Source organism: Streptomyces sp. NBC_00569 (genome assembly GCF_036345255.1).
GTDB lineage: Bacteria > Actinomycetota > Actinomycetes > Streptomycetales > Streptomycetaceae > Streptomyces.
In genome coordinates this window covers 971,723-987,122 of sequence record NZ_CP107783.1, presented here as the reverse complement: position 1 = coordinate 987,122, position 15,400 = coordinate 971,723, and the positions used below count along the sequence as shown (strand labels likewise).

The 15,400-nt window shown below is 70.5% G+C and carries 16 protein-coding genes; 15 read left to right on the top strand and 1 reads right to left on the bottom strand.

What is annotated here, in order from left to right:
* Window positions 1-2: 2 nt before the first annotated feature.
* The 5 genes from OHO83_RS04605 to OHO83_RS04585 all read left to right on the top strand — a co-directional run bounded on the left by OHO83_RS04605 (window position 3) and on the right by OHO83_RS04585 (window position 4,151).
* The gene (locus OHO83_RS04605) at window positions 3-458 is read left to right on the top strand and encodes a MaoC family dehydratase N-terminal domain-containing protein (protein WP_330278725.1); all 456 of its coding nucleotides are present in this window, start codon (window positions 3-5) and stop codon (window positions 456-458) included.
* Entirely contained in the window at window positions 458-850 is a 393-nt protein-coding gene (locus OHO83_RS04600) for a MaoC/PaaZ C-terminal domain-containing protein (protein WP_266678636.1), read from the top strand. The genes OHO83_RS04605 and OHO83_RS04600 overlap by 1 nt, the downstream gene beginning before the upstream one ends.
* A 26-nt stretch (window positions 851-876) precedes the next feature.
* Window positions 877-1,680: an SDR family NAD(P)-dependent oxidoreductase gene (locus OHO83_RS04595; protein ID WP_330278724.1), complete on the top strand. Its 804-nt coding sequence runs from the start codon at window positions 877-879 to the stop codon at window positions 1,678-1,680.
* A 19-nt stretch (window positions 1,681-1,699) separates the two neighbouring features.
* Entirely contained in the window at window positions 1,700-2,857 is a 1,158-nt protein-coding gene (locus OHO83_RS04590) for an acyl-CoA dehydrogenase family protein (RefSeq protein WP_330278723.1), read from the top strand.
* A 145-nt stretch (window positions 2,858-3,002) separates the two neighbouring features.
* On the top strand, window positions 3,003-4,151 hold the full coding sequence (locus OHO83_RS04585; RefSeq protein ID WP_266678640.1) for a CaiB/BaiF CoA transferase family protein: 1,149 nt from the start codon (window positions 3,003-3,005) through the stop codon (window positions 4,149-4,151).
* A gap of 75 nt (window positions 4,152-4,226) precedes the next feature.
* Here the strand turns inward: OHO83_RS04585 and OHO83_RS04580 are convergent, their stop codons facing one another.
* On the bottom strand, window positions 4,227-5,402 hold the full coding sequence (locus tag OHO83_RS04580) for a thiolase family protein (RefSeq protein ID WP_266678641.1): 1,176 nt from the start codon (window positions 5,400-5,402) through the stop codon (window positions 4,227-4,229).
* Window positions 5,403-5,580: 178 nt separating this feature from the next.
* Between OHO83_RS04580 and OHO83_RS04575 the strand changes: the two genes are divergently transcribed.
* The 10 genes from OHO83_RS04575 to OHO83_RS04530 all read left to right on the top strand — a co-directional run bounded on the left by OHO83_RS04575 (window position 5,581) and on the right by OHO83_RS04530 (window position 15,280).
* Window positions 5,581-6,738 (top strand): acyl-CoA dehydrogenase family protein, encoded by a 1,158-nt coding sequence (locus OHO83_RS04575; protein WP_330278722.1) that lies wholly within the window; start codon window positions 5,581-5,583, stop codon window positions 6,736-6,738.
* A 79-nt stretch (window positions 6,739-6,817) separates the two neighbouring features.
* Window positions 6,818-7,582 carry an SDR family NAD(P)-dependent oxidoreductase gene (locus OHO83_RS04570; protein ID WP_330278721.1) on the top strand — a complete coding sequence of 255 codons (765 nt, stop codon included), beginning with the start codon at window positions 6,818-6,820 and terminating at the stop codon, window positions 7,580-7,582.
* 36 nt (window positions 7,583-7,618) lie between these two features.
* Window positions 7,619-8,386, top strand: a complete 768-nt coding sequence (gene fabG, locus OHO83_RS04565) for a 3-oxoacyl-ACP reductase FabG (protein ID WP_266678645.1) — start codon at window positions 7,619-7,621, stop codon at window positions 8,384-8,386.
* 70 nt (window positions 8,387-8,456) lie between these two features.
* Entirely contained in the window at window positions 8,457-10,004 is a 1,548-nt protein-coding gene (locus tag OHO83_RS04560) for a long-chain-fatty-acid--CoA ligase (RefSeq protein ID WP_330278720.1), read from the top strand.
* A gap of 22 nt (window positions 10,005-10,026) precedes the next feature.
* Window positions 10,027-10,809, top strand: a complete 783-nt coding sequence (locus OHO83_RS04555) for an enoyl-CoA hydratase/isomerase family protein (protein ID WP_266678649.1) — start codon at window positions 10,027-10,029, stop codon at window positions 10,807-10,809.
* 31 nt (window positions 10,810-10,840) lie between these two features.
* Window positions 10,841-11,962 (top strand): acyl-CoA dehydrogenase family protein, encoded by a 1,122-nt coding sequence (locus tag OHO83_RS04550; RefSeq protein WP_266678651.1) that lies wholly within the window; start codon window positions 10,841-10,843, stop codon window positions 11,960-11,962.
* Window positions 11,959-12,939, top strand: a complete 981-nt coding sequence (locus OHO83_RS04545) for an acyl-CoA dehydrogenase family protein (protein ID WP_266678653.1) — start codon at window positions 11,959-11,961, stop codon at window positions 12,937-12,939. Before OHO83_RS04550 ends, OHO83_RS04545 begins: the two co-directional genes overlap by 4 nt.
* 36 nt (window positions 12,940-12,975) lie before the next feature.
* Entirely contained in the window at window positions 12,976-14,844 is a 1,869-nt protein-coding gene (locus tag OHO83_RS04540; protein ID WP_266678655.1) for an alkyl/aryl-sulfatase, read from the top strand.
* A gap of 92 nt (window positions 14,845-14,936) precedes the next feature.
* The gene (locus OHO83_RS04535) at window positions 14,937-15,101 is read left to right on the top strand and encodes a hypothetical protein (RefSeq protein ID WP_266678657.1); all 165 of its coding nucleotides are present in this window, start codon (window positions 14,937-14,939) and stop codon (window positions 15,099-15,101) included.
* Window positions 15,098-15,280 carry a hypothetical protein gene (locus OHO83_RS04530; protein ID WP_266678659.1) on the top strand — a complete coding sequence of 61 codons (183 nt, stop codon included), beginning with the start codon at window positions 15,098-15,100 and terminating at the stop codon, window positions 15,278-15,280. Before OHO83_RS04535 ends, OHO83_RS04530 begins: the two co-directional genes overlap by 4 nt.
* The last annotated feature ends 120 nt before the right edge of the window (window positions 15,281-15,400 follow it).

Below are 15,400 nucleotides of genomic sequence, written 5' to 3'. Positions count from 1 at the left end.
CCATGGCCATCGATCCCGCCATCATCGGCAGCCGCACCCCCGAGTTCTCCACCCGGGCCGAGCGCGGCCGGCTCCGCTTCTTCGCGCAGGCCACCGGGCAGACGGAGGCGGTCCACGCCGACCTGGCCGCCGCAGAGGCCGCGGGCCACCGCGATCTGCCGGTCCCGCCGACCTTCCTGTTCTGCCTGGAGATGGACAACCCCGACCGCGGAAAGTTCCTCACAGACCTCGGCGTCGACGTCCGCACGGTGCTCCATGGCGGCCAGCAGTTCACGTACCACGCGCAGGCCTACGCGGGCGACACCCTGACCTTCTCGACCGAGGTCAAGGACGTGTACGCGAAGAAGGGCGGCGCGCTCGAGTTCATCGTGCGCGACACCCACGTGACCCGCGACGGCGAGCCCATCGCCACGCTCACCGGCACCATCGTGGTGCGCGACCCGAAGGCGGCCAAGTGATGACCACCCTCAGCACGGGCGACTCGCTCACCCTCCAGGCGCCGAAGATCACCCGCACCGCCCTGGCGCTGTACGCGGGCGCGTCGGGCGACCACAACCCCGTACACATCGACACCGACGCCTGCGCGACCGTCGGCATCCCCGACGTCTTCGCGCACGGGATGCTCTCCATGGCCTACCTGGGCCGGCTGCTCACCGACTGGGTCCCGCAGGAACGCATCCGCACCTTCGCGGTGCGGTTCTGCGCGATCACGCCCGTCAACGCGACCCCGGTCTGCAAGGGCGTCGTCACCCGGGTCGAGGACGGCCTCGCGCACCTGGACCTCACCGTCACACTGCCCGAAGGCACCGTGACCCTCGAGGGTTCCGCCGTCGTCACCGCCGCCAACTGACCTACACCGTAAGGACGTAGAACATCATGGGAACCCTGGACGGCAAGGTCGCCGTCGTCTCCGGCTCGGGCCGCGGCATCGGCCGCGAGGTCGCGCTCAAGCTCGCCTCCGAGGGCGCGAGCGTCGTCGTCAACGACCTGGACAAGGAGCCCGCTGAGGAGACCGTCGTCGACATCGTCGCCGCCGGCGGCAAGGCCGTGGCCTGTGTCGGCTCCGTCGTCGAGGATGACTTCGCCGAGCGCTTCGTGAACACCGCCGTCGACACGTTCGGCGGCCTCGACATCATCGTCAACAACGCCGGCTACACCTGGGACACCGTCATCCAGAAGATGACGGACGAGCAGTGGGACGCCATCCTCGACGTGCACCTCAAGGCGCCGTTCCGGATCCTGCGCGCCGCACAGCCGTACATCAAGGCCAACCCGACCGACTACCACCGCAAGGTCGTCAACGTCTCGTCGGTGTCCGGTCAGTACGGCAACCCGGGCCAGGCCAACTACTCCTCCGCCAAGGCCGGCGTTATCGGCCTGACCAAGACCATGGCCAAGGAGTGGGGCCGCTACAAGGTCAACGTCAACGCCGTCGCGTACGGCTTCTTCCTGACCCGTATGACCGAGGCGACCGCGGACGACGAGTCGTTCGTCGAGGTCGAGGGTCGCAGGATCAAGGTCGGTGTCAGCCCGCAGATCGCCGCGGCCGTCTCGCGCACCAACCCCTTCGGGCGCCCCGGCACGCCCGCGGAGGCCGCCGGCGCGATCTACCTTCTGTGCACGCAGGAGGCCAACTACATCAGCGCCCAGGTCGTGACCGTCGACGGCGGATCCCGCTGAATCCCAGGAGTTACTGAACATGAAGCGCACTGTCTACAACGAGGACCACGAGGCATTCCGGTCCGTCATCCGGGACTTCATCGCCAAGGAGGTGACCCCGCACTACGAGGAGTGGGAGAAGAACAACCGCGTCCCGCGCGAACTCTTCCACCGGCTCGGCGAGTTGGGCGTCATGGGCTTCGGCATCCCCGAGGAGTACGACGGCCCGGGCGAGACCAGCTACAAGTACCAGACCGTGATCGCCGAGGAGTGCGCGCGCGCCGCCGTCTCCTTCGGCCACTACACGGTGAGCACCGGCATCGTGCTGCCGTACCTGCTCTCCATCGCCGACGAGGAGCAGAAGAAGCGCTGGCTGCCGGGCATCGCCAGTGGTGCGATCACCCTGTGCATCGCCATGACCGAGCCGGGCACCGGATCCGACCTCGCGGGCATCCGCACCACGGCGAAGCTCTCCGATGACGGCACCCACTACGTCCTCAACGGCGCCAAGACGTTCATCACCGGCGCCCTCAACTCCGAGCTGTGCGTCGTGGTGGCCCGCACCTCCGCGCCGAGCGCCGACGACCGCCGCTTCGGCCTGACGCTCCTGGTCGTGCCGACCGACAGCGAGGGCTTCGCCTACGGCCGCAAGCTCGACAAGATCGGCCTGCGCGCCTCCGACACCTCCGAGCTCTCCTTCACCGACGTCAAGGTGCCAGTCGAGAACGTCCTCGGCGAGGTCGGCAAGGGCTTCTCCTACCTGGGCAAGAACCTGGCCCGCGAGCGCCTGTCCATCGGCGTCGGCGGTGTCTCGACCGCCACCGCGGCGATCGCCTTCGCCAAGGCGTACGTTCAGGAGCGCCAGGTCTTCGGCAAGCCCGTCGCCGCCTTCCAGAACACCAAGTTCGTGCTAGCCGAGTGCGCCGCCGAGGTCGAGGCGGCCCAGGCCATGGTCGACAAGGGCATCGAACTCGACGACCGGCACGAACTCTCGCCCGCCGACGCCGCCAAGATCAAGCTGTTCTGCACCGAGGTCGCCGCGCGTGTCATCGACAAGTGCCTCCAGCTGCACGGCGGTTACGGCTACATGCTCGAATACCCCATCGCCCGCCTCTATGCGGACACCCGCGTCTCCCGCATCTACGGCGGCACCAGCGAGGTCATGAAGACGATCATCGCGAAGGACCTGGGTCTGTAGGCACTGGGTTCGCCCCCGACGCCCCCGACGTGCCCGGCCGCCCGACACCCCCGGCGGGCCGGCCCGGGCGCGCTCCGGCCGCCCTTCCCCACCCCTGGCAGGGTGGCCGCTCCCCTTCCCCGCCGCCCGGAAAGCCGAGACTCCCGTGAGCACCGCACCGTCCACCCCCGCCGGCCCGCTGGCCGGCATCCGCGTCGTCGAGCTCGGCGGCATCGGCCCAGGCCCCTTCGCCGGCATGCTCCTCGCCGACCAGGGCGCCGAGGTCATCCGCATCGACCGCCCCGCCGAGGCCGGCACCGCCTCCAAGCACCCGATCCTGCACCGCGGCCGCCGCTCGGTCACCCTCGACCTGAAGGACTCGGCGAGCGTCGAGGCCGTCCTCGCCATCGTCGACACCGCCGACGCGCTGATCGAGGGCTTCCGGCCCGGCGTCGCCGAGCGCCTGGGCCTCGGCCCCGAGGTGTGCCGCGCCCGCAACCCGAAGCTCGTCTACGGCCGGATGACCGGCTGGGGCCAGGGCGGGCCGCTCGCCCAGGCGCCCGGACACGACATCAACTACATCGCCGTAGCAGGGGCGTTGGGCGCACTCGGCGCCGCCGACGAGAACCCGCCCGTCCCGCTCAACCTCTTCGGCGACATGGGCGGCGGCGGCATGCTGCTCGCCCTGGGCATCACCACCGCCCTGGTCAGCGCCGCCCGCACCGGTGAGGGCCAGGTCGTCGACGCCGCCATGACCGACGGTACGGCCGTCCAACTCGCCTTGATCCACGGCCTGTTGGCGGTGGGTCGCTGGGAGGACGCGCGCGGCGTCAACCTTTTCGACGGCGGCGCTCCCTTCTACCGGACCTACCGCACCTCCGACGGCGGCCACATGGCCGTTGGCAGCGTCGAGCCGCAGTTCTACGGCGTGCTCCGCGAAGTGCTCGGCCTGACAGACGACCCGCTGTTCGCCAAGCAGCACGACCGCGACGCCTGGCCCGCAATGGGGGAGCGGCTCGCGGAGATCTTCGCGGGACGTACCCGCGCGGAGTGGACCGCGGCCTTCGACGGCACCCAGTCCTGCGTCACCCCGGTGTACGGACTGACCGAGGCGGCGACCCACCCGCACAACGTGGCGCGCGGCACGTACTACACCGAGAACGGTCTGCTCCAGCCGGCGCCCGCCCCGCGCTTCCAGGGCACCCCGGCCGCCACCCCGAGCCCCGCGCCGCTGGTGGGCGCGCACACGCGCGAAGTCCTGGAGGAGGTGGGCCTGGACGCGTCCGCGGTCGACGCGCTCGCTCCGAAGAGCTGACGCCAAGACGCCGGAAACAGAAGGGGGCCACCCGCGGGCGGCCCCCTTCTGTTGTGGTGTGAACTCCCCTACAAGTCAGAGCAGTTCGAGGATCGTCGCGTTGGCCATGCCGCCCGCCTCGCACATCGCCTGGAGACCGTAGCGGATGTTGTTGTCGCGCATGTGGTGGACCAGCGTCGTCATCAGGCGGGCGCCGGAGCCGCCGAGCGGGTGGCCGATGGCCATGGCACCGCCGAGCGGGTTCATCAGCGTGTAGTCGGCGCCGGTCTCGCGCAGCCAGGCGAGGGTGACCGGGGCGAACGCCTCGTTGATCTCGAACGCGCCGATGTCGCCGATGGACAGGCCGGAGCGCTTGAGGGCCTTGGCGGTGGCCGGGGCGGGGCCGAGGGCCATGGTGACCGGGTCGGCGCCCGCGAGGACCGCGGTGTGGACGCGGGCGATCGGGGTCCAGCCGTTCTGCCGCGCGATCTCGCTCGTGGTGATGAGGAGCGCGGCCGCGCCGTCCGAGATCTGCGAGGAGTTGCCCGCGCTGACCACACCGTCCGCCTTGAACGGCGTCTTGAGTCCGGCGAGCTTCTCCAGCGTGGAGCCTCGGCGCACGCCCTCGTCAGTGTCGAAGACGTGCGTGGTGCCGTCCTCGGCGGTGACCGTGACGGGTGTGATCTGCGCGGTGAAGCGGCCCTCGTCGATGGCGCGGGCGGCGCGCTCGTGCGACTCCAGGGCGTGCTGGTCGAGCTGGGCGCGTGTGAAGCCGTACTGCTCGGCGATCAGCTCGGCGCCGACGCCCTGGTCGAACTCGCCGTCGCCGTCCGGGAAGTAGCGGTTGAGGACCAGCGGGCCGTATGCCTTGCCGGCCGCCGGGACGCTGCGGGCCGATCCCATGGGCACGCGGCTCATCGACTCCACGCCGCCCGCGACGGCGATGTCGTACTGACCGGCGGTGACCAGGCCCGCCGCGAAGTGCACGGACTGCTGGGACGAGCCGCAGGCGCGCGAGACGGAGACGCCGGGCACCGACTCGGGCCAGCCGGCGGCGAGCGCGGCGAACCTGCCGACGACGCCGGCCTGCTCGCCGACCTGGGAGACCGTCCCCCAGACGACGTCGTCGACGGTGGCGGGGTCGAGGCCGTTGCGCTCGGCCAGGGCCGTCAGGACATGGGCGGACAGGTCGACCGCGTGGATGCCGGAGAGGGAACCGCCGCGCTTGCCGACCGGGGTCCGTACGGCATCGACGATCACTGCGTCACGCATGGGCTGCTCCTGGAAGAGGGGTGAGGGGCGCGGTCGCGGACAGGCGCGACTGATCAATAAGTTATTCCAAGCTAACCTCGGTGTCTAGGGTATCTTTCGCGTCGCGAACGCCTTGACAGCTGTGGAAACGGGAGTGAAAGTGAAAACTGGCTAACCCGCGATCAAGAGAGAGGCAGTCATGCCGCGCACGGTATTCAACGAGGAGCACGAGGCGTTTCGACAGGTCGTCCGGGACTTCCTCGCCAAGGAAGCGGTTCCGCACCTGCAGGACTGGGTGGCCGCCAAGGCCGTCTCGCGCGACTTCTACCGCAAGCTCGGCGAACTCGGCATCCTCGGTATCGAGGTCCCCGAGGAGTACGGCGGCGGCGCCGAGACCGGCCACCACTTCGGAGCCGTGTTCGCGGAGGAGGTCGCCCGCGCCGGGGCCACCGTCGGCACCGCCATGACGCACGCCAACATCATCCTGCCGTACCTCCTGCACTTCGGGACCGAGGAGCAGAAGCGGCGCTGGGTCCCCGGCTGCGTGTCCGGCGACATCATGCTCTCCATCGCGATGACCGAGCCCGGCACCGGCTCGGACCTGGCCGGCATCCAGACGAAGGCGGTCCTGTCCGAGGACGGCACGCACTACGTCCTCAACGGCGCCAAGACGTTCATCACCGGCGGCACCCAGTGCGACCTGGTCCTCGTGGTGTGCCGCACCTCGCCCGCCCTCGCCGACAACCGCCGCAAGGGCCTGTCCATCCTCGTCGTGGACACCACGAGCGAGGGCTACGCGGTCGGGCGCAGCCTCGACAAGATCGGCCTGCACGCCTCCGACACCGCCGAACTGTCCTTCACCGACGTCAAGGTCCCGGTCGGGAACCTCCTCGGCGAGGAGGGAGACGGCTTCTTCCACCTGGGCCGCAACCTGGCCCGGGAGCGCCTCGTCATCGCCGTCCAGGCCGCGGCCGCGGCCGCGGCCGCCGTGCGGTTCGCCAAGGAGTACACCCAGGACCGCACGGTCTTCGGCAAGTCCGTCGCGTCCTTCCAGAACACCAAGTTCGTCCTCGCCGAGTGCGCCACCGAGGTCGAGGCCGCCCGGCTCATGGCGTACGAGGCCCTGGAGCGCGACGCGCGGGGCGAACTGTCCGCGGACTACGCGGCCATGGCCAAGCTCCTGTGCACCGAGACCGCGAGCCGCGTCATCGACAAGTGCCTCCAGCTGCACGGCGGTTACGGCTACATGCTCGAGTACCCGATCGCCCGCCTGTACGCCGACACCCGCGTCATGCGGATCTACGGCGGGACCAGCGAGGTCATGAAGACCATCATCGCCAAGTCCATCGGCCTCTGAGCCGCAAGGCCATCGGTCTCCTGACCGCTGAGCCCCACGGCACCTGATCGACCCAGTCACCAGGAACGGAATCCTCACCATGCAGATCAACGGAGTCTCCGCCGTCATCACCGGTGGCGCGTCGGGCCTCGGCCTCGCCACCGCCAAGCGCCTGCTCGACCAGGGCGCCCACGTCGTCCTGCTCGACCTGCCCACCTCCAACGGTGAGCAGATCGCCAAGGAACTCGGCGAGCGCGCACACTTCGTCGCCGGTGACGTCCGCAGCGCCGACGACGCCGCCCGCGCCGTGGCCACCGCCGCCGCGCAGGCCCCGTTGCGCATCACCGTCAATTGCGCAGGCCTCGGCAAGGGCGGCCGCACCGTCAAGCGCGACGGAACGCCGTACGCCCTAGAGGACTTCGAGTTCGTCGTCGGCGTCAACCTGATCGGCACCTTCAACGTGCTGCGCCTCGTCGCCGCCGAGATGGCGAAGACGGAAGAGGTCGACGGCGAGCGCGGCGTCATCATCAACACCGCCTCCGCCGCCGCGTTCGAGGGCCAGATCGGCCAGTGCGCCTACTCCGCCTCCAAGGGCGGCATCGTCGGCATGACCCTGCCCATCGCCCGCGACCTGGCCGCCGTCAAGATCCGCGTGATGACCATCGCCCCGGGACTCTTCTCCACCCCGCTCCTGAACAAGAAGCCGCAGGAGTTCCTCGACGCACTCGGCGCCCAGGTGCCGCACCCGTCGCGCCTCGGCGACCCCTCCGAGTACGCCCGGCTGGCGGCCTCGATCATCGAGAACCCCATGCTCAACGGCGAGACGATCCGCCTCGACGGTGCCATCCGCATGGCCCCGAAGTAGACCGTCCGCCCACGCCTCTTGCCACAGGGAGTACCCGTGTCCGAAACCACCCCCGCCCAGAAGGTCGCCGTCGTCACCGGCGCCGCCCGGGGCATCGGCGCCACGACCGCTGCCCGCCTCGCCCGTGACGGCTTCGCCGTCGCCGTCTTCGACCTCGACGAGGCCGCGGGCGCCCAGACCGTCGAGACCATCGAGAAGGAGGGCGGCCGCGCCCTCGCCGTCGGCTGCGACGTCTCGGACCCCGAACAGGTCGGGGCCGGAGTGGCCCAGGTCGCCGCCGAACTCGGCGCGCCCGCCGTGCTGGTGAACAACGCCGGCATCATCCGCGACAACCTCATCTTCAAGATGACCCCGCAGGAGTTCGACTCCGTCATCGGCGTCCACCTGCGCGGCGCCTTCCTGATGGCCAAGGCCTGCCAGACGTACATGGTCGACGCCCAGTGGGGACGGATCGTCAACATGTCCTCCGCCGCCGCGCTCGGCAACCGGGGGCAGTCCAACTACTCCTCCGCCAAGGCCGGTCTGCAGGCTCTCACCAAGACCCTGGCGATCGAGCTCGGTCCGTTCGGCATCACCTCCAACTGCGTGGCGCCCGGCTTCATCGCCACCGAGATGACCGCGGCGACCGCCGAGCGGATGGGCATCACCTTCGAGGAGTTCACCACCCGCTACGCCGCGAGCATCCCGGTCCGCCGGGTCGGCGCTCCCGAGGACATCGCCCAGGCGGTCTCCTTCTTCGCCCGCGAGGAGGCCGGCTTCGTCTCCGGCCAGGTCATGTACGTCGCGGGCGGCCCGAAGGGCTGACGGCCACCGCCCCGCCAGCGCCGGGCACTTGCCCCACCCACTGCCGACGACGATGGAGGGACTCCCTCTCATGGGCCTGCACCTGCCCGACGCCATCCGCCTGCACGCACGTGAGCGCGGCACCTCCGCCGCGCTCACGTGCGACGGCAGCACCGTCCGCTACGCCGACCTCGACACCCGCAGCAACCGGATCGCCCGCGCGCTCCTCGCCGAGGTCGACGCCGACGCCGGATCCCGGATCGGCTTCCTCGCCCGCACCCGCAACGCGGCGGGCGAGATCCTGGTCGGAGCCGCCAAGGCAGGCCTGGTCGCCGTGCCGCTCAACTGGCGCCTCGCCACACCAGAGTTGACCGCCGTCGCCCGGGACGCCGAGCTGCGCGTCCTGCTCGTCGAACCCGAGTTCAGCGCCGCGGCCGACGCCGTCCGCGCGGCCGTACCCGGCCTGCGCCTCGTCGTCATCGGCGCCTCCACGGACCCGGACGTACCCGCGTACGAGACCTGGCTCGCCGCCCACCCCGACGACGACCCGGGCCGCGGCACGGCGGCCGACGCGGACGAGGTGTTCCTGCAGATCTACACCTCGGGCACCACGGGACGGCCCAAGGGCGTCCTGCTCACCCACGGCAACTTCTACGCCGACACGACCGAGCTGGAGGAGTACCTCTGGCAGGCCGGGTCGGTGGCGCTCAACGCCCTGCCGATGTTCCACATCGGTGGCCTCGGCTGGCTGCGCGTGGCCCTCACCGCCGGCGCCAACAGCCTGATGTTCCCCGACTTCACGCCGGACACGGCGGCCGAGGCCATCGAGCGCGAGGGCGTCACCCACGCCTTCCTCGTCCCCTCGGTGCTCCACATGCTCACGGAGCTCCCCGGCATCGAGCGGCGCGACTTCTCCCGCCTCACGCTCATCACCTACGGATCCGCCCCCATCACGCCCGCGCTCCTGCGCCGCTCGATGGCCCTCTTCGCCTGCCACTTCATGGGCAAGTACGGGCTCACCGAGGGCGGCGGCACGGTGACCCAGCTGCCGCCCGAGGACCACGAGGCCGATGGGCCGAAGCGTCACCTGCTCCAGTCCGTGGGCCGGCCGCGGCGCGGCGTCGACGTCGTCATCGCCGACACCACGACCGGGAAGCCCGTCCCGGCGGGCACCGTCGGCGAGATCCGCATCCGCTCCCGCCACAACACCCCCGGCTACTGGAACCGCCCCGAGGAGACCGAAGCCCTCTACGACTCCGACGGCCTGCTGTGCACCGGTGACGGCGGCTACCTCGACGAGGACGGCTATCTGTTCATCACCGACCGGATCAAGGACATGATCGTCAGCGGTGGCGAGAACGTCTATCCGGCCGAGGTCGAGTCCGCGCTCGCGGAGCACCCCGCGGTCTCCGAGGTCGCGGTCGTCGGCATCCCGCACGAGAAGTGGGGCGAGGCCGTCACCGCCGTCGTCGTCCTGCGCCGCGGCGCCGACGCCCCCGGCGAGCAGGAGCTCATCGACTTCACGCGCGAGCGCATCGCCTCGTACAAGAAACCCCACCGCGTGCACGTCGTCGAGGCGCTGCCCCGCAACCCCAACGGCAAGGTCCTCAAGCGCGAGCTGCGGGCCGACTTCACATAGACCACCAGAGGAAGGGACGGCGATGGCCGATCTCGAGTACACGGTCCGCGACGGGATCGCGACCATCCTGCTCAACCGCCCCGAGCGCAAGAACGCCTTCACCATCGACATGGTGAACACCTGGGCCGACAAGCTGATCGAGGCCCAGCACGACCCCGAGGTGCGGGTGATCGTCCTCACCGGCGCGGGCGGCTCGTTCTGCTCCGGCGTCGACCTCTCCACGTTCAAGGGAGAGGAGCGCCCGCCGCTCGGCGAGAAGGAACTCCTCACCCGGAACGTGCACCGGGTCGCGCTTGCCCTGGAAGACGTCGACAAGCCGGTGATCGCCGCCGTCGCCGGACCCGCCGTGGGCGCCGGAATGGACATGGCGCTCCTGTGCGACCTGCGCTTCGCCGGGCGTGGCGCCCGCTTCTCCGAGGGTTACATCAAGGTCGGCCTGGTCCCGGGCGACGGCGGCTGCTGGCTGCTGCCCCGAGCCGTCGGCACCTCCACCGCGCTGCGGATGCTGTGGACCGGCGACTTCGTCGGCGCCGACGAGGCGCTGCGCATCGGCCTCGTCGACGAGGTGCACGACGACGAGGACCTGATGGACGCGGTGTACGCGTACGCCGCCCGGCTCGCCGAGCGGCCGCCGGTCGCCATCCGCACCATCAAGCGGGCCGTCCGCCAGGGCGCCCGCCACGACCTGCGCACGGCCCTGGACCTGATCTCGTCCCACATGGCGGTCATCACCTCGACCGAGGACTCGGCGGAGGCGTTCGCCGCCTTCCAGGAGAAGCGTCCCGGCGTCTTCAACGGCCGCTGACCCCCACTCCGTTACGCCCGAAAGGCCATCAATGGACCACTCCCCAGGACCCGACTCCTGTGCCGAACTACGCGCGCAGGTAGGCGAGTTGACCGCCGAGTGGCGGGACGCGGGACGCTACGTCCCACGCAGCGACTCCTGGCTCCGCTCCTTCGACCTGGAGTTCAGCAAGGAGCTCGCCGCCCGCGGACTCATCGCGATGACGTACCCGAAGGAGTTCGGCGGCGCAGCGCGCACCAACGTCGAGCGGCTCGCCGTCACCGAGGAGTTGCTGCGCGCGGGTGCCCCGGTCGCCGCGCACTGGATCGGCGACCGGCAGATCGGCCCCGCGGTCCTGCGGCACGGCACGCGAGAGCTCCAGGAGGAGATCGTCCCGCGGATCGCCTCGGGCGACGCCGTGTTCTGCCTGGGCATGAGCGAGCCGGAAGCCGGATCCGACCTGGCCTCGGTGAAGACCACCGCCGAACGGACCGACGGCGGCTGGCTGGTCAACGGCCACAAGATCTGGACCACCCAGGCCCACCACGCCACGCACGCCTACCTGCTGGCCCGCACCTCGCGCGAGGAGCGCAAGCACGACGGGCTCAGCGAGTTCGTCCTCGACATGGACGCCGAGGGCGTGCAGGTCACCCCGATCGTCGACCTCGCGGGCGAACACCACTTCAACGAGGTGCGGTTCGAGAACGTCTTCGTGCCCGCCCACCGCGTCATCGGCGAGGTCGGCAAGGGCTGGAAGCAGGTCGTCGAGCAGCTCTCCTTCGAGCGCGGCGGCGCCGAGCGTTCCCTGTCCAGCTACCCCGTGCTCGTGGAGCTGATCGCCGAGTCCGCGCGCCGGCACGACGACCGCGAACTGCACGCTCTGCTCGGCTCGTTGGTGGCCCGCCTCGCGGTCCTGCGCCGGCTCTGCTTCGAGGTCGCGAGCGCCATGGACGCGGGCCAGGCACCCGTCCAGCAGGCCGCCGCCCTCAAGTTCCTCGGTAACGCCTTCGAGCACGACGTCATCGAGGCGCTGCGCCGCACCGACCTGTGCCAGGACCCCGCCTTCGACTCCACCTTCGGCCAGGCGCTGCTCGCCTCGCCGGCCTTCAGCCTGCGCGGCGGCGCGGCCGAGGTGTTGCTGTCCCTCATCGCCCGGCAGGAGGCCCGTTCATGAGCCAGTTCGCGGACGAACTGCGGAGCCTGGTCGACGACCTGGCCGCGTCCGGCAGGCCCGATCTGTGGGGCAGCCTGTGCGACCTCGGCCTGCCCAGGGTCGGTATCGACGAGGCGAAGGGCGGCTCGGGCGGCTCCCTCGACGACCTGCTCGTGGTCGTCGAATCCCTCGCGGGGCACGGCATCGGCGTACCCGTCGTCGAGGCGTCCACCGCCGACTGGGTGCTCGGCCACGGGCGGGAACTCGACGGGGACCTGACCGCCATCCTGCTGCTCGACCGGGCACCCGACACGGCATCGGGCGCCCTCACCGCCGAACTGACCGCCGTGCCGTGGGCGCGCGACGCGGCCCGCCTCGTCCTGTGCGCACCGGACTCTGCCCCGCTCCTGGTGGACCTGCGGCACACCTCGGTGACCGTACGGGACGTAGAGAACATCGCCGGGGAGCCCCGCGACACGGTGATCCTCACGGACACCCCGGTCCTCGCCCTCGACTCCGCTCCCTCCCACGACGAGGTCCGCGAGCGCCTCGCGCTGCTGTGGTCCGCGGCCGTGCTCGGCGCAGCCCGCGGCGCGTACAAGCTCACCAAGACGTATGTCTCCGAGCGTGAGCAGTTCGGCGCACCGCTCCTGAAGATCCCGGCCGTCGCCGGCAACCTCGCCCGGATGCGGGTCCAACTCGTGCAGGCCGAAGCGGCGTTGGCCCTCGCGCGCGAGGCGGAACCGCTCAGCGGCGCCGTCGGGATCGCACGGATCACCACGGCGGCGGCCGCGACCGAGATCGCCCAGATCGCGCACCAGCTGCACGGCGCCATGGGCATCACGGAGGAGTACCCGCTGCACCGCCTGACCCGCCGCCTGTGGTCCTGGCGCGACGCGGTCGCCTCCGAGCGCCGCTGGGCCGAGAACCTCGGGCGCCGCGCGGCCGGGGCCGGAGAGACCGGCGTCTGGACCCGCATCACCGCAACAGGCCGATAGAACCCGCCCCACCAACCGCGAGGATTGAGCAGAGCCATGCCTTCCACTCCCGAACTCGACTGGGACGACACCACCGACCAGGCCGATGCCACGCGTGGCCTCATCGACAAGCTGGAGCCCTGCGTCGTACGCAATGAGGCCGGCCGGGTCGTCTGGGACAACGACCGCTGGGACTTCCTGAACAAGGACGAGTGCCCCGCCACCGTGCACCCGAGCCTGTGGCGACAGAGCCGGATCAACACGGCCCAGGGCCTCTTCGAGGTCGTGCCCGGCGTTTACCAGGTCCGCGGCCTCGACGTCTCCAACATGACGATCATCGAGGGCGAGACCGGTCTGGTCGTCGTCGACCCCCTGATGTCCAAAGAGGTCTCCGCCGCGGGCATGGAGCTGTACCGCCGCAACCGCGGCGGGCGCCCGGTTCACGCCGTGATCTACACGCACAGTCACGGCGACCACTTCGGAGGCGTGCTCGGCGTCACCACCAACGAAGCGGTGGAGACGGGCGCCTGCGCGATCATCGCGCCCGACGAATTCATGCAGCACGCCGTCAGCGAGAACATCTTCGCCGGCCCCGCGATGCTCCGGCGTGCCGTCTACATGTACGGCCGCTCCCTGCCGACCGGGCCGCACGGCCTCGTCGGCTTCGGTATCGCGCAGTCCCTGTCCACCGGAACCGTGGGACTGATCGCCCCGACCCTCGATGTCACCGAGACCGGCCAGGAAGTGGTCGTCGACGGCGTACGTCTCGTCTTCCAGCTCACCCCGGACACCGAGGCGCCCGCCGAGCTGAACTTCTATCTGCCGGACCACAAGGTCCTGCTGATCGCCGAGAACGTCAACCACACCCTGCACAACCTCCTCACGCTGCGCGGCGCCCAGGTCCGCGACGCCCACGCCTGGGCGGCGTACATCACCGAGTCGATCCAGCTCTTCCAGGACGCCGACGTGCTGATCGGTTCCCACAACTGGCCGACGTGGGGCCGGGAACAGGTGATGCGCATGCTCACCGAGCAGCGTGACGCCTACGCCTACCTCCACGACCAGACCGTCCGGCTGATGAACCAGGGCCTCACCGGGCCCGAGATCGCCGAGGAGATCCAGTCCTTCCCCGGCGAGCTCGGCAAGGCCTGGAGCGTGCGCGGCTATTACGGCTCCATCAGCCACAACGTGAAGGCCGTGTACCAGCGTTACATGGGCTGGTACGACGGCAACCCGTCGCACCTGTGGCAGCACCCGCCGGTCGAGCAGGCCAAGCGGTACGTCGCCGCGATCGGCGGCGCGGACGCGACCGTCGCCTCGGCCCGCGAGGCCGTCGGGAGCGGTGACCTGCGCTGGGCCGCCGAGCTGCTCAACCACGTCCTGTTCGCGGAACCGGAGCACACCGCGGCCCGTGACCTCCAGATCGCCACCTACGAGCAGCTGGGCTTCGCCCAGGAGAACGGCACCTGGCGCAACATCTATCTGACCGGCGCCAAGGAACTGCGGGAAGCGGGACAGCAGATCCGCACGGTCGGCTCACCGGGCGCCGAGAGCGTCGAGATGCTGTCCGGGCTCTCCACCGGGCAGATCTTCGAGTCGATGGCGGTCCGCCTCGACGGTCCCCGGGCGGCGGCCCACCGGCTGCTGTTGCGCTGGGAGTTCACCGACATCGACGAGGTGTGGACGCTCCTGGTGGGCAACGGCGTCCTCACCCCGATACGGGGAGACGCGCCCGGAGCGGAGGCTCCGCAGCTGACCCTCCGCCTGGAACGCACCACACTCGACCAGGTCCTGGCCCTGCGGACGACGTTCGCGGAGGCACTCGGCTCCGGCGCCGTCACGCCGACGGGCGACGCCACCGTGCTGGCCACCTTCTACGGCCTCCTCGAGAAGCCCAGGCGGAACTTCCCGATCGTTCTTCCCTGACGATTGCACTCACCGCACCGGGGCCCGCATCTGCGGGCCTCGGTGTTTCCGTGCCCCCGAATCCCCGCAAGACCAACCCCAGGAATACAGGTATGGACAACACGAGTGCACAGGTCGCCGCCGAATACGACGGCCGGCTCGCCGAGGTGGAGAGCGCCGTCGAGGCGTGTCGAGAAGTGGAGCAGGCCGCGCGCCGACTCGATGCCGGGCTGCCCCACCTGCTGGAGGCCCGCCGCAGGGTGTGTCGGTCGCCATGATGCGCGGCAGTGAGATGACCGCGGTCGGCTTCGAGTTCGGCACGGCGCCGAAGTCGGCCTACCGGAGCCTGACAGACCTGCGCAGGGAGCTCTACCGGTCCGCGGTCGACGACGACGGACTCACACTCACGGAGGCGGCCGCGCTCTGGCAGATGACGTTGGCCGCGGTGCCGAAGTAGCCGTAGTCACCGGAGCGGGCGGCGGCCCGGACGTAGCCGCTGTCGATCTTCTACTGGTAGCCGGTGGGGCAGGAACCGTCGGCAGCCGGCGCCGGGTGGTCAGCGCCGAGCGCCCTGAAG